The sequence below is a fragment of the Mycoplasma sp. 613B genome, assembly GCF_054343485.1.
In genome coordinates this window covers 21,964-44,956 of record NZ_JBTGVH010000003.1, presented here as the reverse complement: position 1 = coordinate 44,956, position 22,993 = coordinate 21,964, and the positions used below count along the sequence as shown (strand labels likewise).

The window sequence follows — 22,993 nt, the reverse complement described above, 5'->3', positions numbered from 1 at the left end:
TATGAAAAAAAAAACAGAAATGATTTTAGAAAATAATGAACTAGATGACATTAATTCATACGATTTAGAATTTGATAAATTCTTAAATGAAATCGGAGAAGTTGGACAAAAAACAGCTGGTGGAAAAATTGAATTAGTTAATTTATCTAAAAAATATGAAGGAAACGACAAGTGAACTTTAAAAGATATTAATTTAACAATTGAAGCAGGAAAATTCTGTATTTTCCTTGGTCCATCTGGTTGTGGAAAAACAACTTTACTAAGAATGATTGCAGGTTTAAACTCAATTACCAAAGGTGATTTACTTTTCAATGGCAAAAGATTTAACAATCTTTCACCTTCTGAAAGAAACATTGCTATGGTTTTCCAATCTTATGCTCTTTATCCACATATGAATGTTTATAATAATATGAGCTTTGGATTAAGAATTGCAAAAGAAAGAAAAGATATAATCGATCGAAGAGTTAAAGATGCAGCAAAAATTTTAAAAATTGATAATTATCTATATAACAAACCTCGTGATTTATCAGGAGGACAAAGACAAAGAGTTGCTATCGGTAGAGCTATTGTTAGAAAACCTTCTATTTTCTTAATGGATGAACCTTTATCTAACTTAGATGCTAAATTAAGAGAATCAATGCGTAGAGAAATTGTCTCTATTCATAGACTTTTAAACACAACATCAATTTACGTAACACACGATCAATTGGAAGCGATGACAATGGGTGATCAAATTGTTGTTTTAAATGAAGGAAAAATTCAACAAAACGGAACAAGTAAAGATTTATATTTTAGACCAGCAAACGTTTTTGTTGCTAAATTTATTGGTTCTCCAACAATTAACTTACTAAATGGAATAAACAACAATAATACTTTTAAATTAGATGGAATCAATTTTTCTTTAAATCTTCCAGAAGAAAATAAAGAAAAATTATCTAAATACAAAGACTTAATAGTTGGATTTAGAACAGAAGATGTTTTAATCAACGAAAAAGAAGTTGCTAATTCAGTTAAAGGAAAAATTTTCAACATTGAATCTCTTGGAAAAGAGTTATCAATTGTTGTAAAAATTTCCGATAATGTTGAAGTTGTATCTACAGTTCTTAATAATAGAGACTTTGAACTTTACCAAGAGGTATGAGTAAGCTTTAACGAAAGCAGAATTCATATTTTTGATAAAGAAACAGAAGAAAGATTAAATTAATATGCATTTTTTTAAAACTTACAAATATAGAAAAATTTTCTTTATTTTATGTATTGTTGTTTCATTAGTTAGTTTTGGTTTATTTTTTGCTTTTTACAATTCAGCAAATAAGTATTTAGAAATAGAAAAGCAAATTTATACTACAGAAGCAGCTTTTAACGAAAGTTCTGTTATTAATCCTCAAATTCCTATATTTAAAACATTTTGAGTATTAAGTTCAGTTTTATGATTAACAATAATAATAATTGCAATATATTCTTTAATTTTATTAATTAAGCAAAAAAATAATACAAGTTTATTAATTAAAATAAACATTATTCTTTTAGTATTAGTGATAATTTTAGTATCTGTTTTACTTTCTTTCCAACCCCCAATCGACGAAAGAGATGAAACAAAAATTATTTATCCACCTAACTATATTTCAGGTTGATTATTATTTGCTTTTTCTGTAGTTGTTGCTATTTTTGGAATCTTTTCTTTAAAAAATTATGGATATTTAATCAAAAATGAAAAAGAAAACTTGAAACAAATCGCTAGTTAAGTTTATGATAAAAAGCGGAGCATTTCCGCTTTTATCATATAGTTTATTAACATCATGCACCAACACAGATAATTTTCACAAAGACTTTTCTTTTTGAGGAGACAAACAATTTTATAAAGATAAAACTAATAAACTATCATATAAAGAAGATGATGAAAATGCAAAGTTAGTAGCACCTTTAGTCAAAAATGAAAAAAACTCTTCAGTTATTTATCAAGTACTGGTTTATTCCTTTGCTGATGGAAACAACGATGGTATTGGAGATTTTATAGGTTTAAAAAACAATTTAGATTATTTTACTAATTTAGGTATTGATCAATTATATCTTTCCCCAATTCATCCAGCTAGTTCATATCACGGTTATGATGTGATCGATTATACAGATGTAGCAGCAGAATTAGGTGGAAAAGAAGCATTTTTAGATTTTCTAAAAGAAGCACATAAAAAAGGAATAAAAGTTTATTTAGATTTAGTGTTTAACCACACATCTTTTGAACACCCTTGATTTCAAAAGGCACTGGAAGGTGATTCAAAATACAAGAATTTTTATCGCTTTTATAGTACAAAAATACAAGATACTAATCAAGATAGTTCAGAGTTACGCTCTTTATTTCCTAATTTAAAAGATAAACACGCAACTAATAAATTTTATACTTCTAAATTTTGAGCAGGAATGCCTGATCTCAATTTAGATAATCCAGAAGTTATTGAAGAATTAAAACACATTCAATCTTATTGAACCAAAATAGGAGTAGATGGATTTAGATATGATGCTTTTGCTGAGTTTTTCTCTTCAATGGGAGAAACAAAAAATAACTATAATGAACAAAAAATCTTTAGTGAACTTAGAAAAAGTTCTCAAGAAGCTCTTCAATCCCAAAATCTTCATAAAGATATTTTTATGATGGGTGAGTGACTAGATGATGCTTTAAAAGCTACTGTATACTTTAATTATAATAATGAAAAAGCACTTGGAACCATTTATGATGGAAAACATTGAAAAGAAAATTGATTCGTTTCAATTAATAAAGATGATTTAAATAATCAATTAACTAAAATAGGATCGCACCAAGAACATCCTTGAGTACCTTTTTTAACTAATCATGATACTGATAGATGAATTAATTCATTTAGAGTAAATATGCCAAGACCTACCAAAGATCCAGAAACCTTTGATAGTCCTTTAAAGGCAAGTGAATTAAATACGCCACTATCACAAAGAGAAAAAGACGCAATAAGAAATGCTTACTTTTACCTTTTAATATTACCATCAACCCCTATTATTTACCATGGTGATGAGTTAATGATGCATGCAAATAAAACTTTTGGTGATCCTGGTATAAGAGAACCTTTTAAATGAAAAGATACATCTAAAAGAGTAGAATTCAAAGAAAAGAAAAGTCTAAATGACTATATTCATTTAAATTTTTCAAAAGATACCCCATATGTTGAAGATCAAGTTAAAGATAAAAATTCTATTTATTCAATAATTAAATTTTTATTAGACTTTAGAAGCAAGCACCCTTTTATGTACTCTCAAGATTTAGAGACAATCGGAGATGCTTCAAATTATCTTGAAAACACTTCAGACCAAACTATTATTAGACAAAGTAAAGATAAACAAGAAAAATATCTATTTATAAACACTGTTGGAATTAATGATAATATTAATTATAAACTTAAAGATGGTGTAGAAGTAGAAACCATTTATTCTTATAATTCCAAGGTAAATAATAAGCAAATTTCAATTGGAAATATGGGATTAATAATTTTAAAAATAAAATAATTGAAATTTCAAAAAATTAGATTATAATATTTTTAATTATGAAAAAACATTAGAACAAAATTAAACAAATTTTACAAAATTCATTTGTTCTAATTTTTTTAAACAAAAAAAGAGGGGAATATGAAAAAGAAAACATTATTAACATTATCAAGTTTAACCTTAGCAGGGGCATCATTAACTGGTTTAGTATCTTGTTCCAGAGAAACAAGATTTGATCAAACTAACGATGAAACAATTAAAATAGCTAACACATTTGGTTCTACAGGTGCACAAACTGAAGCATTACAAGCAATTGTAGAAAAATGAAACAACAAAGCAGAAGTTAAAGATACAAACAACAAAAATTATTTAAAATTAGAATTATTTGCTATCAATGGTGGATATAACGGATTAACATCAGACTTAGAACAAAAATTAACAGCAAAAGCAGCAAATAGTTTATATAATGTTGCATTCAACTATCCAGCAATAGTAGGTACTTTAGCTAAATACAATATGCAACTAGATTTAAATGGTTCTACACCAGAAGAAAAAGCAGTTAAATTAGCTGAAGCTGTTAGATCTACTTTCTCAGACAAATTTTTACAAAGCAATACTCAAATAGCAGGAATTAGTAAAAAAGGGGATAAAGATTCATTATGATTAATTCCAAGTAGTAGATCATCTCAAGTTATAACTATTAACAAAGAAGTTTTTGGTTACATCATTAGACAAGCAACAGCAGAAACTTTAAGGGATAAAAAAGCTACAATTAAAGCAGAAGATAAAGCGTTTTTCGATGAAATCACAAAATCCAACCATGATGAAACATTTGTTAAAACTGTTTGAAAAGACTATGTAGCATCAACTAAAGCTGAAGGTGGTTTAGGTGGATATGAGTTTAGAAGAGATGTATTTGAAAGTTATGATTCACTATTTGACTTAGTTTCAAGAATCAAAAAATCCTTCCCAAAAGCACCAGAAGGAGATATTAACAAAAGAGCAGAAAATGTTTTTGGAGTTGACTCAATTTCAAGTTTATTATACTTAATGGCATTTTCAGATGTTGATGGAGATTACTCTAAATTCTTATTTGGATTAAATGATAAACAGACTTCCGTTGATTATGTAAATGCATTGAAAAAAGGAACAGAAAGAAACGAACTTTTCAAGAAAAGTTTTGAAAAAATAGCAAAATTAATTAATGAAAAATCTCTATTTATAAAGGAAAATTCCGATTATTCGTCAAATCGTCTAAAAGGACATCAACTTGCTTTTGCAATTGCTTCAACAGCTGGATATAGACATAATTTTTCAAAAAATGGATATTCAGAATACATTTTAACAATCAATTCTGGTTCTAAGAAAATTGAAGATAAAGTAACAGCGGACTATGCAAATTACATTTATAAACCAACAGCAGAAGAAATTGCTAAAGGTGTAATTGCTAAATTATATAGTGCAAGTAAAACTGTAGATGCTAATACCAAATATGTTTATATTTATGATAAAAATGGAACAGGGGCTTCAGAATTTAATAAAGAAGGAAACAAAAACATTGAAGCAACACAAGAATGAAAAGATGCATTGCAAAAATTATCTAAGTTTTCAAATGCAGCTGCCGGAGAAAAATTAGGAATTTCTTCTACAAATTCTAGTTTTAAAGATTTAAAAGAAGAAATAGAACAAAAATATATTATTCCAGCCGGAAAATCAGGTGGTTACGATGCTTATTTAATTGATATTAAATGAGAAAAAACAGATCAATCAGATGGATTCCGTAAAGTTTCTCATGATTCTACAGAAACTCTTCAAGAAAATGAGTTAGGATATGTTTCTAATCCTTTCTATACAACTAAAACTGATAATGCTAAAAAAACAATTATTGCTCAAGGACCTTCTTTAATTGGTATTCACTCAAATAAAGTTGAAGATTTAGCAACTTTAAATTTCTTAAAATGATATATAACAGAAAAACAAGATTGAACAGTTGGTAAAGATGATAAAGCTAAAAACTACACAAACTTAACTCCACTTGAATTCTTTGGACAACACAGTGGATACATTGTGGCTTCTGAAGGAGTTTTAAGTAAAGAAGCACCAGCAGGTTATGATAAATTCAATAAAGAAGCATTTGGATTATTTAAAAAAGCAACAGAAGGTGCAGACAAAGATCAATATGCTATTTATGAAGACCCAACAGATTCAAGATCTTCAACTTTTAGAGATGGAATAGATACTTCATTCACTAATTACGCAGATAGAGCAGCAAATAATAAAGGTAAAGCTGAAACATTTGAAGAATACTTAGCAGCTCTTAAAAACCTATTAGGAGCATCATTTACTAAATAATGAAAAAAATTATAAAAGCAACCTCATTGGTTGTTTTTCCATATATAGCGATACCTTTTGTTGTTTCTTGTAATAATAACGAAGCTAAATATTTCAAAGAATCAACTGATTTACCTCCATTTGAAAAATTAAATGCAAAAATAGTTAAATGAAAAGATGGAGATACACCTGTTTTAGATTTTGGAGATAACCAAACAATAGAAGGACAACAATCTATTAGAGTTGCTGGAATTGATACACCTGAAAAAAATTTAGGTAAAGATCATAAAATAGATGATTTTGAAAAAAGTTGAGCTGAAAAAGCATCCAAATTTGGAGAAAATACTTTACCTCCTGGAACAGAAGTAACTTTTATTTATGGAAGTAAAGTTACTAGATCTTACGAAAGAGTAGTGGGTTGAATTTTTTATAAACAAAACAATATTTGAAAAGATTATTCTGTAGAAATAATCAGAGAAGGGTTAACCTTACCAAATTTAAAAAAAGCTTGAGATGTTAGTTTTAAGACAAATGTAGAATATTATGAAGGTATAAAAATGTGAAACGCTTTTTATGATGCTATGAAAAATCATAGAAATTTTTATCAAAATATTAATTCAGAAAGTGAACTTTATGAATTTGCACAAAAAGTTTATAAATCTAGAGGTGTTCCACAATATCAAGTATTTTTAAAATCTACAGAAGATAACGTTTTATCAAGACATAAAACAAATGTTGATAATGAAGAAAGTGAGAAAAATGCAAATCAAAAAAATTAATAAAGCTGAGATATATGAATTTATAAGGAAAATCAAAAAAACAGCTGATGAAAGATATAAAAATAAAGATGAGTTAAACGCTATTGAAATAAAAAATTTAGTAATTGACTATGGAGAAACTGTAGCAGTTGATAATGCAAATATACAGATAAAAAAGGGAGAATTGGTAACTTTACTCGGTCCTTCTGGTTGTGGTAAAACTACTACTTTAAATGCTATTGCTGGATTATTAACACCTACAAGCGGACAAATTTTATTTGAAGGTGTAGATATAACTAAAACTACTCCTCAAGACAGAAAAATTGGTTTAGTATTTCAAAATTATGCTTTATATCCACATTTAAATGTTTATGATAATATTTCTTTCCCTTTAACCAATGATAAAACTTGAAAAGTTAGAATGATTGAAAAATCTACCAAAGCACAGCATGAAGCAAATTTAATTATTTTAGAAAAAAATGGTGCAACTAAACAAGAAATTGATAATTTTAATAAATTGCTTTTTAACTTCTTTGATGTTTATAAAGAATTAAATTTAGAAATTAATAATTTAAATTCTAGTGTTTATAAAAAATTAAATGAACTTAATAGTAATTATGAATTAGCTTTAATCAAAAAACAAAATGAACAGAAAAAAGCAAATTTAGATACTATTGAAAAATTAAAAGACAAAAGCTTAGATGCAAAATTAACAAGATATGAACATTCTCTTAAAATTAAAGAAATAAAAACTAAATATTCAGATTTAAGAAAATCATTGAAAAATGAAATTGAAAAAGAAAAACAATTATTAAAACAAAATAGTGAATATTTGGAGTTAAAACAACTTAAAAGCATATATAAATCAGTAGTTCAAATAACCAAAAATGACTATTATTCCTATCAAAAAGAATTAATTAAAAAATATACTCTCGATATTTCTAAATTAAATGTAGATGAAACTAATAGATTTAAAGAATTACAAACTAAAAATATTTCTATTAAAAAAGCAATAGAAAATGCTGTTTTAAATGTTGCTGAAAAAGTAGAAATTACAAAAAATTTACATAAAAAACCAACTAAATTATCTGGAGGACAGCAACAAAGAGTTGCCATTGCTAGGGGTATAGTAAGAGAACCAAAAATTATTTTAATGGATGAACCTTTATCTAACTTAGATGCTAAATTAAGAGTTCAAACAAGACAATGAATCAGAAAAATACAGTCTGAATTAGGATTAACAACTGTTTTTGTTACTCACGATCAAGAAGAAGCGATGTCAATTTCAGATAAAATAGTATGTATGTCTTTTGGAAAAATTCAGCAAATAGGAACTCCTATGGAACTTTATAATAAACCAAAAAATGAGTTTGTTGCTAAGTTTTTAGGAATACCTGAAATGACTATATTTGATGCAAATATAAAGGAAAATCACGTATTTTTAAATGATGTAGTATTAAAACACTTTGAAACTAATTTAGAAAATGTAAGAGTAGGAATTAGAGCAGAAGATATTCAAGAATCCTTAAACGGGAAACTTACAGGAAAAATAGTTTCCATTGAATATTTAGGAAAAGAGATTTTCGCTAAAATAGAAGTTGATAATGTTGCTACATTTAACATTTTCTTAAAATTGAAAAAAATGTATGAGATCAATGAAGAAGTTAAATTCAACATTCCTGCAAATAAAATTCATTTATTCGATTCAATAACTAAAGAAAGAATTGATATCTAATGAGAAAAATTTATTCATTTCTTTTGCAAAGAAAACAAAAACAAACTAAAAAAGATTTAGGGATTTTAGATAAAAAAGTTGCTTACTGAAAACCTTTTTTACTTTTATTACCTTCTTTATTCATTATAATTTTATTTACAATTTTCCCTTTTATTTTTTCAATCGGTTCATCAATTAGTTATCAATCAGATCCAAACGATGCTCAACAAATTGAATATGGATTTAATGCCTTTGTAGATGTGTTAAATGATAATAACTTTAAAATTGGTGTTAGAAATTCATTAATTTATTCCATTTTATCTTTACCAATAACTTTAGTTATTTCGATATTAATTTCTAGTGTTATTTCTTCACTTGTTCGAAAGTGAGCAAGAGGATTTTGACAAACAGTTTTCTTTTTACCTTATATAACAAGTGCAATTGCTATTTCCATAACTTTTGCCTATATATTTGATACACAAATAGGTATAGTTAACAAAATTTTTGGAATTGAAACTAGATGATTAAATTCTGGACGCTATCAATCATATAATGCTATTTTTGTGATTTTAGTATATGGAATATGAAAAAATTTAGCTTTTCAAATTTTGATCATTACAACAGCAATGCTTGGAGTTGATAGAACTCTTTACAAAGCAGCTGCTATCGATGGCGCTTCAAAAACTAAACAATTTTTCAAAATTACCTTACCATCAATAACAAAAACTTTAAATTTCTTAATTACAATAGGAATTATAGGTGGAATAAAAGTTTTCCCTATTGCTATATTTAATAATGATTTAAATGCAGCAAAAACTAATGGTGGTTCCACCATAATTCTCTTTATCTATGATATGGTAAAACAAGGACATTATGATTTAGCTGGAGCAGCTACAATTATTCTCTTTCTTCTTGGTTTAGCCTTATCAACTTTCTTAAAACAAGGAATAAAAATAATTTTATTAACAATAAATAAGTTAGGAGAAAGACATGTTCTGAATGCTGTTAAAGTTACAAAACTGAATCTCAAATAAGATTTCACAAAGAAAAATAGAAAAAATTTCTTCTGAAGTTAGAAATGTTTCTTTATGAAAATCCATTTTATCCTTGTCAGTTAAATTATTAATCTTACTGGTTTTTGGTGTAATAATTATTTTTCCTTTTTATTTTATGCTTGTTTTTGCTCTGGCACCAGATGATCAAGCAAACGAAAGAGTTAATGAAATTGTTTTATTTCCAGAAAAATTTCAATGAGATAATTTTTCAAGAGCTTTAAATGATGGTTATTGAGAAGCTTTGGGTTGAAGTCTTTTAGTAACTTTTGTATCAGTTATTGTAAAACTCTTCTTTTCTGCTACATTTGGATATGCTTTTTCATTAAAAAAATGAAAATTTAAAAAACTATCTTGATTGTTTTTTCTCTCAATACTAATTTTGCCAGAAGTTGCCCTTTTTATTGGACAATATAAAACGATAATAACACTAAAATGAGAAACAAATGCTTTTTGATTATCTATATCTTTAATTATGCCATATGCTGCTTCTGTATTTTCTGGTTTTATGTTCAGAAATGCTTTTGAAGATATTCCTGATAGAATAAAAGAAGCTGCAATGGTAGATGGATGTACAGGAATTAATTTCTTTTTCAAAGTTGCAATTCCAATGGTGACACCAACCATATGAACAGTTGGTATTTTAACTGCATTTGCTGCTTGAAATTCACTATTATGACCTTTATTAATTTTAGGAAAAGATTCACCAGTACAATTAATTAATATTTATCTATTAGATGTTGGGGTGAATCCAGATCCGGATGATCCAATAAAATTATTTAAAAATGTAAAACTTGCAGGTGCAATTTTGGCTATTCTTCCAATGTTTATAACTTACTTCTTATTTAGAAGAAAAATTCTTAACGCAATATCTAGACAAGGTTCAACAATTAAAGGATAATTAATTATGACAAAAGAAAAAGTAAAAAAAGTTAAAAAAAGAGTTTCAGTTTCTACAAAATGAGTTTTAATCTCTTTAACCGTTGCATTAGGAATAGTTTTTACAGTTTTCTCTGCTTGAGGATTTTTTAAAGTTTTTATAGAATTACTAAGTGGTAATTTTATATAAATATATAAACTAACATTAGATATATTCAACATATATATAAGTAATTTATTTACATATAACATAATTTGTATTATAATTAAATTAATATGAAAGAAAAATTTGAAAAAGAAAAATCTAAAACTAAAAAAAGCGAATTAATAGAATATTTATTATATTTAATTAAAAATAGAGTTTTAGAACCAAATGAATTGATGCCTTCAGAGCACTTTTTAATGGAAAAATTTGGTGTATCTAGAATAACAGCAATTAATGCTTATCAACAACTAGAAGGAATAGGTGCTATTTATACAAGAAGCAAATTAGGAAGATATGTAGCTGAAAATTTTAGTGGTCTTGCTAAAGCTTATTCATCTTTAATTAAATACGAATATTCCACAACACAAAAAATAGAAAGAATTGAAGGCGATGAACCACAATGATTCTATCGTCAAAATATAATTTTCTTACTTGGATTCAATGCTTTTAGAAAACAATATTTTAACAAAAACAAAGAAGAAATAATGGTTGCAGAACATTATGTATCAAGAAGATATGAACTTCCAGAAAAAATGGATCAACAATTTTCAATACTAGAACACTTAGTAAAAACACCTTTAGCAATTACTAAAATGGCTTATAAATTAAAATATGAAAAAGTTGATAAATGAGGTTTTGAATATCTTGTTGTTATCTATGCATGGGGATATGATGAAGCCGGTATTTCAGTAGCATCGCGTTATGTAGTTCATCCAGAATACTTCACATTCTTCCATACTGAAAAAAATCTTAAATAAAGGAAAAACATATAAAAAATATGTTTTTTTCTTTTGTTTTAAAACGATTTTTGTAGTATCATTTAATAAAGAAATGAGTGTAAGAAGAGGCGGAGATGAAAATAAAAAATAAAAAGAAAAAATCATTATTAATATTATTATTAATTTTAGTGCCTGGTTTTATTGCTACAGCTGCAACTCTTCCTTTTGCTTTTTTTAAAAAACAAAAGGAACAAATAGAAAAAAACCCTATTATTGGAGATCAAAAAGCATCAATTAACAAGGTAAATAAAATAGAATTTGCAAACATTACTGAAAATTCAGTAAGTGTTTCTTTACAACCTGAAAATAAATTTGAAATTTCACCAAGTTCCAAAATTACTTTAGAATTAAGTAATGGTACAAAAGCAGTTGCTGAAAAGTGAAAATTTAATGATAAAAACATTGTTTTAGAAATAAATAAACTAAAAGAAAATACTAATTATACTATTTATGGAATAGAAGTAGACAACAAACCTTTACAAATAAATAGTTTAGCTAAAAAAACTTTTAAAACAAATAAACAATTTTTTGCCCAAAATACAGAGATTATAAATATTAAAGAAACAGAAGCAACTTTAAATTTTGATTTTGAAGAAAACATAAATCATTTTAATTCTTTATCCATTGAATTTTTAAATGGAAAAGCTCAAAATTTTTCTAATGTTCATATAAATAACCATAAAGTTGATTTGAAACTTGAAAGTTTAATTGCTTCTACTGATTATACAATAACTAAAATAATGTATAATCAACATAACATATTGAAAAAAAATATTAAATTCACAACTTTAGAAAAACAAAAAGTAATTTTAAGAGACTTTAAAGTTCTAAAAAATAAAGAAAATTCAGTCAAATTAGAAATATCTATTGATAATTCAAATTTAATTTCCAATGATCAAGAGATATTTATTAATTTAAGAAGTAAAAATGGAAACGAAGAAAAAAGAATCAATAATTTTTCCGTGTTTGAAAATAAAATCACTTTTGTTATAGATGATTTACAAAGCGACACAAGTTATACAATAGATACTATAAAAAATAATCAAGATTTTTGAAATCTAAATAATAGTGATTTTAATTTTAAAACTTTAGAAAAACATTATTTTGTTTCCAATATAAAAGTTAAAGATATTGAAACCAATAGTGCAAGATTAGTTTTAGATTTAAATGAAAACATAGAGCTACAAAAAGTTGAAATAAAATTAGATAAAAAAATAGAACCTTTTGTTTTTACTTTTTCCAACACAAACAAAAATATAGAGTTACTTTTAAATGATTTAATGGATAATCAAAACTATTTCATAGAATATATAAAAATCAATGATAAAAATATTCAATTTCCTATTTTTAATTTTAAAACACAACTTTCAGCACCTATTATAAATAATATTTCTTTAGTTGAAAAGGATACAAATACAGCAACCTTAGATTTTATTTTCAGTAATAAAGAATATTTTTCTACTTCAAAAATTATCACAATAACTTTAGAATTTAAAGAAGGGGAAGAAATAAAAGAAAAAGAATTTAATTTTACCATCAATAATAATGAAAATTCTTTATCAGAACATTTTAATTTTTATAATTTATTACCTTCTACTATTTATAAAGTTAAAAAAGTTGAAGTTGAAGGGAATGTTTTAAAAAGTAAAGTTTCTAATTTTTCTTTTAGAACATCTGATATCGTTATTGAACATGAAAAAAATATTACTTTGTCTGAAATTAGTTCAACAACAAATTCAGCCGTTATTCAATTAAGTAACTTATCAGATAATTTAGATAATAATGATATTGAAAATATAAAAATTAAATTAGTTAATGAAGAAGATTATAAAAATGTTGAATTTACAAAAGAAGATAATGTAATACAAATTCATTTAAGTAATTTAAATGAAAATTCGACTTATCAAATAGAAAATTTAAAAATAAATGATGTAGTTTATAATCCAACTAACGTTTTTTCTTTTAAAACAAAAGAGGAAGAAGTAAAAAATACTAACATACAAATTTTATCTTTAAATACACACTTTGCACAACTTCAATTATCATTTAACAAAGGAAATGCCTTTATAGACGGAGATTTATTAGTAATAGAAACAAGAGATGAACAAGGACAATTTCAACAATTTTCACAAGAATGAAGAGCTTCAAATAGTTCTATTATATTAAACAACTTAAAAAGCAACACTAGCTATTACATAAATAAAATTTACAAAAATAACAAAGAGATATTTATTGAAAGTACAAATAGAAATTTTCATACTTCAGCTTTAAGAATGGAGAATTTTGAAGTTATTAATACAACAGAAAATAGTGCTAAAATAAAAGTTTCTTTAAATAACATTAGTCTTTTTGATAAAGGAAATAGAATAAAATTAATTTTATCCAACTCAGGACAGCAAGAAGAAAAAGAAGCAAAAAACTATGAAGTAAATGGAAATGATATTTATTTCACAATTGATAATTTAAACAAAAATACAACTTATAACGTTGTTAATTTTAAATATAATGAAGAAACGGTGGTTTTAGATCATAGTTTTCCAACAATTCAAACAAAAAACAGTTTGCAAATTGAAAATATTTCATATAAAGACATAAGTCAAAAATCTGCAACTGTAATTTTAACTTTTACAAATGTAATAGATAAAAACGTTAATAAACATTTAAATATAACACTTGATAATAATGAGAGATATTTTCAAACTTCTTTTATATTGAATGATTCTAATCAATTAGAAATTAGTTTTGATAATTTACAACCTAATAGAAATTATTCTATTAATTCAATAATGATTGATAATGAAGAGATTAATATTAGTAATTTAAATACTCAATTTAAAACTCTAAAAAATCCAAAAATACGGGATTTTACTGTAAATTCTATAACTTCTGATTCAGTGGATTTAACTTTAAATTTCGAAAATTTAATTTACAATTCCAATTCTATATTCAATATAAAATTCTCAAACTTAGAATCAATTTCAATTTTATCTTCTAAAATTTTAAATAATAGTTTAAATTTACACTTAAATAATTTACATTCAAACTCTTTATATGTTTTAGAAGAAATAACATTAAATAATAATAATGTAGAAAAAGAAAGGGATTTTTCATTCGAAACCCTTCCTAATTTAAACTTAACTAATAAAAGAATAACCAACATTACTCATAATTCTGCTCTTTTAGTACTAACTTTTGAAAATATAAATGATGTAGACTCTAGACAACCTATAATTGTAGAGTTAAATAATGGTGATTCATATAGATTTAATGATTATCAAAAGGAAAATGATAGTATTTCATTAAGTTTGGAAAGTTTATCAGCAAACACCACTTATAAAATATTATCAATAAGACATAAAAACCAAAATTTAATTAGTAATGAGCAAATTGACTTTAGAACATTATTAATTCCAAGTTCTCTTTCTTATGTAACTCAAAATTCAAGCACTTATAATTCCATAGACTTTACTTTAAATTTTAGAAATCCTGAGTGAATAGAGATAAATAAACCAATAACAATAGTTTTAGAGAAAAATACCACAAAAGAAGAAATTTCTAAAACTTTTAACCCTTTTAATTTAATAAACAAAGCTTCTAAATTTACATTTAACGATTTAGAAAGCAATACAATTTATAAATTAAAGAGCATAATGCATAAAAATACACAACTTTTAACTACAACAAATTCTTTTGTGTTTCAAACAACCAAAAATATTAATTTAGAAAATGGAATTATTCACTCTGTAACAACAAATTCTGCAGTTCTAAATTTAACTTTTAACTCATTGAAAGACATAGATAATACTGTTCCTATTGTTGTTGAATTTTCAAACGGTACAACCTTGGAATTCATAAACTATGAAAAACAAGGAAACCTTATTTCACTTCATTTAAATCATTTAGTTCCTTATACAAATTATTCTGTTTTTTCCATAAAATACAATAGAAAAAACATTTTAAATAACTTAAATGTTAATTCTTTTAGAACAGAACAAACTGCTTCTTCTGTAGTTAATGTTACAGAAGATAACAAAAGTTATAACTCTTTAAACTTAGCATTTGAATTTTCAAATAAAGAATGAATGAACTTAAGTTCCCCATTAACATTTGAATTAAAAAATTTATCTAATAATAAAGTGGTAAGACAAGAATTTGCACATTTTAATATTGAAAATAATTTAGCTAAATTCGTTTTTCAAAACTTAGAAAGCAATTCAAATTATCAAATAATCAAAGTTGAACATAAGCAACAAAATATTTTAAATAGTAATTCACAATATGTTTTTGCAACTACAAAACATATTCATTTACTAAGTAAGTCAGTTGATCATATTACAGCAGAGGCTGCAACTTTAAATTTAACATTTGAAAATAATAAAGATTTAAATAATTCAGAACCTATAACTATAGTATTATCTAATGGCACAAGTAAAAATTTTGCTCATTATGTTTTAAACAATAACCAAGTTTCTTTTCAATTAGATAATTTATTTGCATTTACAGATTATCAGATAACATCTATTAATTATGGAAATATTCGTTTATTAAATAATTATGAAACAATCAATTTTAAAACAAAACAAAGAATTTCTTCTTTATTAGGTATCAATAATTTATTAAGCAGTTATAATAGTTTAAAATTAAATTTTACTTTTTCAAATAAAGAATGAATAGACGTTCATCATCCTTTTGTAATAGAGTTACTAAATACTTCAAACAATCAAACCATAAGTAAAACTTTTAATGCATTTAGTGTTGAGAATAATCAAATTCACTTTGTTTTTGATAATTTAATTAGTAATACAACATATAAAGTTAAAAATGTAAAACACCAAGAAATTAATCTTTTACCAGAGAACTCTCCTTACTATTTTACAACTAATAAAGATGTTAAAATAACAAGCACTTCAATAGATAATATTACTTTAAATTCAGCAAGTTTACATTTAAATTTTAGAGCTATTAAAGACATTAATACCTACAATCCCTTTATAATCGAATTTCAAGGCGGGGAAACTAAAACAATTTCTCATTATTCTATAAACAATAATATAGTAACAATAAATTTAAGTAATTTAGTCGAATCACAAAATTACTCTATAACTCAAATTAAATATGAAAATAAAAATTTAATTGAAAACTCAATTAATTTTAGAACAGATGATTTTGTATCAATTAATAATTATTCAGTTGCTAATGTTAATGAGCATTCCGCAAGTATAAATGTTGTATTTAATAATCCTAAATATTTAAATTCAAATGAAAATATAACTTTAGAGTTTTCTAATGGATTAGTGAAAACTTTTTCACACAATTTAATCACCAACAACTCTTTATCACAAATCATTTCTGGATTAAATCCAAATACCACTTATACACTTAAAAATATAAAATTAGGTAATATAATTTTAAATCATTCTGGAGTTTATATAAGTTTTACCACAGCAAAAAGTGTTACAGTAGTTAGCGGATTAAACTTTAGTAATATAACTTATAATTCAGCAAATTTAAATATAAATTTATCTAACACTGATTGACTAGAACAAAATCAAAATTTAGTTATTTATTTGATTAAAAATAATACTAATACAGAAATTCGTAAAGAAGCAACTTTAAGTTCTAATAATAGTAATATAACACTAAATTTAAATAATTTAGATAGTAATTCTACTTATAGAATAAGCAGAATCAATTACAAGAATATTGATCTTCAAATAAATACTAATACACGAGAATTTAGCACTAAAAAGGATATTTTATTAAAAACAATACAAAGCAGTGATGTTCAAATTGCTTCTGCTAAATTAACTTTAAAATTAAGATCTACAAAAGATATTTCAACTAGCGATAGATTAACTGTTGTATTAAATAATCGTGAAAAAAATATTGATAATTTCAGAATAATTGATAGTACAACAATTGATTTAATGTTAAATAATTTAGATTTTAATACACACTATACAGTAAATAATGTTAAATACAACAATCAGTCAATGGAAAAAGATTCATCTTTTAGAACTATTTCTTTCACAACTAAAGACAACCCACAAAGAATTAAAGTTTCAAACATTTCTACAGAACATATTACAACTTCAAGTGCTAATATGATAATTTCTTTTGAAAACGCTTCTCAATTTGATAAAACAAAAGAATTGGTTTTAAATTTTAATAATAATTATTCTAAAAGATTTACAAATATCGTTTTACTTAATAATAATATAAGTTTAAGTCTTGATAATTTACTCGATAATACTGAATATGTATTGCAAAGTATTACTTATGATGGTAGAAGTTTGGAAATCAAACCAGAAGTAGTTAAAAACTTTAGAACAGAAGCTAGAAAATTAGAAGTTGCATCAATTCAAGTTAAAAATCTTGAATCTGATTATGGAGTTAGTGCAGATTTTGTTTTAAGATTTAAAAATCAAGATTTATTTACAGCCAAAAAAGAACTCAAAATCAAAATTCAAGATGTTAATGAGGCTAGAAGAACGGTTTATGCTAAATCTAAAGATATAGCTCTTGATTATGATAATAAAATAATTCTTTCAACTAATTCTTTATATAATAATAGAATTTTTAGAATAACCGATGTTTTATTTGATAATGTATCAATTAAGTTTCCAAATGTAGATGATTTTAAACCATTTAAACGGGCAAAACCTTTAATTTCAGATGGAACACCGCCTGAACCAGATTATCCAGAACCAACAATTGAAGAACCTTCAAATAATCAACCATCAACACCAAATCCTGAACCAACTCCTGCTCCGAAACCAAAACCAAACTATAACTATGATCAACCACATAATCAAGATGAGCACACTAGATACTATAGTGGAACAAGTTTAAATAATTTAGATTGAATGAAATCCTTAGATGATTCTGCGAGAATTTCAGATTTAAGTATTCCAGGAACTCATGATAGTGCGATGTTTTCAGGAACAGGTTTCTATTACTTTTTTGGTAAGGATTATGCAAAAACACAAGCTAATAACTATGATACACAACTAAAACAAGGAATTAGATTTTTTGACTTAAGAATTGATGAAAATATGAATTTAAGACATGGTGTAACTTATGCTACAACAAACTTAAGTAATGCTGTAAGAGATTTTGCTTATTTCTTACAAAGACACCCAAGTGAATTCTTATTATTAAGAATAAAAAGTGAAGATTATAAACCAGGTCAAAGTGCACAGTTTAGACAACAATATAGACAAAAATTCGAAAATGCTCTTTTAAAACATTATGATTATTTATATCAAAGAGAATCATACAAAGGAACTTTATGACCAACAGTTGCTGATTTAAGAGGAAAAATGATGATATTCAATGATCTAGATCCTGAAATTACAACCGATACTTCTTGAGGTCCAAAATATAACTCAGGTGGACAAGCAGCAAAACCTTATATTTTTTATACACAAGATAACTTTGAAGCTACGCCAAATGACAAATATGACGCTATCAAAGGACAATATGACATTAGTACCAAGTATAAAGGTAAAGGAGTGTTATTTTTAAACTTCACATCACACACTAATTTACCTACCACAATTTTTAGATTAGCTGAACAGGCTAATCTAAAAGTTTTAAATCTTCTAAAAACCTATGAAAAAGATCATAGATTTATCTCTGGAATCACAATTATGGATTTCCCAGGAGATGCACTTGTGCAACAAGTTATTAAAATGAATAGAGTTAAGTAACTGACAACTATGTCGGTTATTTTTTTAATTTTAATAAAAAAACAGAAATTATATATATAATTTTTATATGAAAATAAAAAAATTAATTATACCAGCTGCTGGGTGAGGAACTAGATTTTTACCTTTTACTAAAACGGTTCATAAAGAGTTATTACCGGTTTTAAATAGACCAACTATTGATTATTTAGTAGAAGAAGCTATTGAATCCGGAATAGAAGAAATTTGAATTATTATTTCACCTAGAAAAGAATGGATGATGGATTATTTTAGAGTTAATTATGATTTAGAAGAAGAATTAGTGGAAAAAAATAAAACTGATTTATTAAATGATTTGCAAAGAACTAATTTTATTAAAAAGCCTAATATTAAAATTAAACAAATACACCAAGATGAACAACTAGGATTAGGTCATGCTATTTGAGTTGCTGCTAAAAAAATTAAGAATGAACCATTTGCTGTTATTTTAGGTGATGATTTAATTTATAGCAGTAAAAAACCAGCAATTAAGCAACTTATGGAACAATATGAAAAATATAAATGTTCTATTTTAGGAGTATCTGCTGTAGAATGAAATGAAGTACATAAATATGGTATTGTAGTTCCTAAACATATTAATCAAGGACACGGAAAAGTTTTTGAAATAATGGATGCCATAGAGAAACCTAAGCGTTCAGAAGCACCAAGTAACAAGGCAATTATTGGAAGATATATTTTTACACCAGAAATTATGCCAATATTAAAAAACTTAGAACCTGGTTTTGGTGGTGAAATTCAGCTAGTAGATGCTTTTCCAAAATTAATGGAAACTCAAAAAATTTATGCTTGTGAGCTTGATGGAATTAGATATGATTTAGGTTCAGTAGAAGGTTTTGTTAAAGCTAATATTGATTATGCATTAAGAGAAAATAGTTTAAAAAATAGCATAAAATCCTTTATAAAAGAAAAAGAAGAGATAAAATAATATGAAAACTTTTTTATTAATTGGTGGTGCAGGTTACATTGGGTCAGTGTTTGCTTATTACCTTTTAGATAACAACTATAAAGTTATAATTATTGATAATTTAAGTTCTGGAAATAAAGAATTTTTAGATCAAAATATGATTTTTTATAATATTGATCATAACAATATTGATGAAATGGAAAAAGTTTTTGTCAATCATCAAATTGATACAGTAGTTATGTTTTCTGCTTTTATAAAAGTTGGAGAATCAGTTACTAAACCACTTGATTATTATAGAAATAATATAAATGGTATTATTAATGTTTTAACTTTAATGGATAAATTTTCTATAAATAAATTGTTATTTTCATCTACTGCTGCTGTTTATGGAAAGGGCAAAGGATTACCTTTCAAAGAAAATAATGCAAAGAAACCTATAAATCCTTATGGTAACTCTAAAGTTTTTTGTGAACAAATTATTAAAGACTACGCTAAAACCAATGAAAAATTTAAATATGGAATTTTAAGATATTTTAATGTTGCTGGATCAGATCCTCAAATAAGAGCAGGTCTTTTTTCTAAAACCAATAACTATTCTTTATTAATACCTGTTATTGCAAATAAAGTTTTAAAAGAAGAAGAATTTGAAATTTTTGGTAATGATTATAATACATCTGATGGTACATGTACAAGAGATTACATCCATGTAAAAGATTTAGCAGAAGCACACTTATTATTAGATAAATATTTAGATAAACATAAAAGTGAAATTTTTAATGTAGGAAGCAATAAAGGTTATTCTAATAAAGAAGTAGTAGATATGTTTTCTAAGATTTTAAATAGAAAAATTAATTTTAAATTTGGAGCAAGAAGAGAAGGAGATCCTGATTTCCTAGTTTCAGATTCAAATAAAATTCAGCAAAAATTAAGATTTAAATTAAAATATAGTTTAGAAGATATGATTAACCACGAAATTCAATGAAGAAAAAAATTAAAAAATCTCAAATAAAAGTATAAGAAATTAACTTTTTACAAAGTTAATTTTTATTTCATTTGTATGTGTTAAAATTGTAATACTATTATTTAATAAAAATTAATTAAAAATAAATGGAGAACAAATGAAAAATAAATTATCTATTTTGATTCCTTGTTTCAATAAAAATAAGTATTATAAAAGAGTTTTTAAATGCTTGATTAAACAAACAGATAAGAGATTTGATTTAGTTTTTTTAAACGATTCATCTACAGACAACACTTTAGAAATTTTAAATGAATTTAAAAATAAATATGATGATTTATTTAATATTAAAATAATAAATTTAGAAAAAAATGGCGGATTAGCAAATGCTAGAAACATTTTAATAAACAATTGTGATACAGAATATTTTTTATTTTTAGATCCAGATGATCTTATTACAAAAAATGCCATTTTTGAATTTAATAAACCCATCTATTCAAGTCATAAATATGATATTATTACTGCTCATTTTTCATTAATTTTTAAAAATATTCCCATTTTAAATTTAGCAAAAACAAAAATTTTAACAAAACCTAAATACAAAAATAACATTGAATATACACAAGATCAACTTGCTTTTATTTGAAACAAAGCTATAAATAGAGATTGATTTTTAAATTTAGACATTTCCTTTTTAGTTGGTTATAATTATGAAGATTTTCCTATTTCTTTCATTTCGTTATTATCGACAATAAATAGTTATCACATTAATAAAAAAACATATAAATATGATTTAAATTTACAAGGTTTATCTAAAAAACATAATATTAAAAAAATAGTTAGTATAACTAAAAATTTAGATTTCTTATATAGCGAACTTAAAAAAAGAAACATTTTTAATGTATATAAAGAAAATATTGAAAAATATTTTATAAGAAAAGTATTCACTCATATTTTTTGAGCTCACCATAATTTAAATAAAGAAAACGAGTTTCAGATAGTTTTAATTGATTTTTATAATATTTTAGAAAAATATCAAATTGATGAACGAATAATTAAATATAAAACTAAATTTTTTTCTCTTTTTAATATTGCTTTTTCTAATTATGAAAAATTAAGATATAAAAAATACAATTTAGAAAATTTACAGAAAGATTTTAATGGAAACAAAGAATAAAATAACTATTTTGATACCGATTTTTAATGGAGAGAAAACTTGTAAAAATTTGTTGTTATCAATAACTAAGCAAACAGATGTAAGATTTAATGTATTGTTTTTAAATAATGGTTCTACAGATAATACTAAAACAGTTCTACATAAATTTAAAGATGAAAATAAAAATAATATTGATATAAAAATTATTGATTTTGTTCAACACTCAGAAAGTTCTCACATAAAAAATTACTTAATTGATAATTGTGAAACTGAATTTTTTATTTTTTTAAATTTTACAGATGAACTTGAACCTAATGCTATTTCAGAATTTAATAAAGTATTGTATTCAGCAGAGAAAAAATACAATATAATCCTTTCTGATTTTTCATTTAGTAATAAAAATAATTTACTTATAAATCTATTTAAAAAAAGAATTTTTATAAGGGAAAAATACAGAAAAAATATAAATTTTGAAGTAGAGCAATTTACTTTTATTTGAAATAAAATAATTAATAAAGAATGATATAAAAGTTTATATTTACCTTTTTATTTAGGTTATGCTTATGAAGAATTTTCTGTTGCTTTGGTTTTATTTTTATTAACTGATAATATTTATTATATTCATAAAAAATTGTATAAATATGATTGAAATTCAAATGCAGATTTTAAAAGTCATACTACAGATAAAATAGTAGGAATAGCAAAAAATTTAGATTACTTGTATTTACAATTAAAAATAAGAAATAAATATGAGTTATTTGAAAAAACATTTGAAGAAACTGTTTTATGTTCAATTTTTATTCATATTTTCTATAATAAAAATAAGCAAAATATGGACAAAAAATTTCAAGATGCTTTAAAAGAATTTTATAAGTTTATTGATAAGTATGATTTAGAAACAAAACTTTCTAAATATAGAAAAGATTTTACATTTAAATTTAATAATTCATTAAGAAGTTATGATAAATTTAGACATATTAAAAGAGATTTTTAATAATT

Annotated in this window: 15 protein-coding genes; all 15 read left to right on the top strand. The window is 24.4% G+C overall.

What is annotated here, in order from left to right:
* Position 1 precedes the first annotated feature (1 nt).
* The 15 genes from ACXX87_RS00820 to ACXX87_RS00750 all read left to right on the top strand — a co-directional run bounded on the left by ACXX87_RS00820 (position 2) and on the right by ACXX87_RS00750 (position 22,988).
* Entirely contained in the window at positions 2-1,204 is a 1,203-nt protein-coding gene (locus tag ACXX87_RS00820) for an ABC transporter ATP-binding protein (RefSeq protein ID WP_458560597.1), read from the top strand.
* Position 1,205: 1 nt separating this feature from the next.
* Entirely contained in the window at positions 1,206-1,745 is a 540-nt protein-coding gene (locus ACXX87_RS00815) for a hypothetical protein (protein WP_458561020.1), read from the top strand.
* Complete coding sequence (locus ACXX87_RS00810; RefSeq protein ID WP_458561021.1) at positions 1,711-3,531, top strand: alpha-amylase family glycosyl hydrolase; 1,821 nt, start codon at positions 1,711-1,713, stop codon at positions 3,529-3,531. The genes ACXX87_RS00815 and ACXX87_RS00810 overlap by 35 nt, the downstream gene beginning before the upstream one ends.
* A 120-nt stretch (positions 3,532-3,651) precedes the next feature.
* Entirely contained in the window at positions 3,652-5,862 is a 2,211-nt protein-coding gene (locus ACXX87_RS00805) for a P68 family surface lipoprotein (protein ID WP_458561022.1), read from the top strand.
* Positions 5,862-6,620 carry a thermonuclease family protein gene (locus tag ACXX87_RS00800; RefSeq protein ID WP_458560412.1) on the top strand — a complete coding sequence of 253 codons (759 nt, stop codon included), beginning with the start codon at positions 5,862-5,864 and terminating at the stop codon, positions 6,618-6,620. The genes ACXX87_RS00805 and ACXX87_RS00800 overlap by 1 nt, the downstream gene beginning before the upstream one ends.
* Entirely contained in the window at positions 6,601-8,334 is a 1,734-nt protein-coding gene (locus tag ACXX87_RS00795) for an ATP-binding cassette domain-containing protein (RefSeq protein WP_458560411.1), read from the top strand. Before ACXX87_RS00800 ends, ACXX87_RS00795 begins: the two co-directional genes overlap by 20 nt.
* The gene (locus ACXX87_RS00790) at positions 8,334-9,347 is read left to right on the top strand and encodes a carbohydrate ABC transporter permease (protein WP_458561023.1); all 1,014 of its coding nucleotides are present in this window, start codon (positions 8,334-8,336) and stop codon (positions 9,345-9,347) included. Before ACXX87_RS00795 ends, ACXX87_RS00790 begins: the two co-directional genes overlap by 1 nt.
* Entirely contained in the window at positions 9,313-10,266 is a 954-nt protein-coding gene (locus ACXX87_RS00785) for a carbohydrate ABC transporter permease (RefSeq protein ID WP_458559289.1), read from the top strand. Before ACXX87_RS00790 ends, ACXX87_RS00785 begins: the two co-directional genes overlap by 35 nt.
* Positions 10,267-10,272: 6 nt before the next feature.
* A complete protein-coding gene (locus ACXX87_RS00780; RefSeq protein WP_436358788.1) occupies positions 10,273-10,434 on the top strand; it encodes a hypothetical protein in 162 nt (53 codons plus the stop codon).
* Between the two features lie 86 nt (positions 10,435-10,520).
* Positions 10,521-11,207 (top strand): winged helix-turn-helix domain-containing protein, encoded by a 687-nt coding sequence (locus ACXX87_RS00775; protein WP_436358789.1) that lies wholly within the window; start codon positions 10,521-10,523, stop codon positions 11,205-11,207.
* A 95-nt stretch (positions 11,208-11,302) separates the two neighbouring features.
* Positions 11,303-18,940, top strand: coding sequence for a hypothetical protein (locus ACXX87_RS00770; protein WP_458573093.1), 7,638 nt, complete (start codon positions 11,303-11,305; stop codon positions 18,938-18,940).
* Between the two features lie 67 nt (positions 18,941-19,007).
* The gene (locus ACXX87_RS00765; protein WP_458573092.1) at positions 19,008-19,901 is read left to right on the top strand and encodes a UTP--glucose-1-phosphate uridylyltransferase; all 894 of its coding nucleotides are present in this window, start codon (positions 19,008-19,010) and stop codon (positions 19,899-19,901) included.
* Between the two features lies 1 nt (position 19,902).
* Entirely contained in the window at positions 19,903-20,889 is a 987-nt protein-coding gene (gene galE / locus ACXX87_RS00760) for a UDP-glucose 4-epimerase GalE (RefSeq protein ID WP_458559286.1), read from the top strand.
* Between the two features lie 109 nt (positions 20,890-20,998).
* Complete coding sequence (locus ACXX87_RS00755; protein ID WP_458573091.1) at positions 20,999-22,015, top strand: glycosyltransferase family 2 protein; 1,017 nt, start codon at positions 20,999-21,001, stop codon at positions 22,013-22,015.
* Positions 21,999-22,988: a glycosyltransferase family 2 protein gene (locus tag ACXX87_RS00750; protein ID WP_458573090.1), complete on the top strand. Its 990-nt coding sequence runs from the start codon at positions 21,999-22,001 to the stop codon at positions 22,986-22,988. The genes ACXX87_RS00755 and ACXX87_RS00750 overlap by 17 nt, the downstream gene beginning before the upstream one ends.
* Positions 22,989-22,993 lie beyond the last annotated feature (5 nt).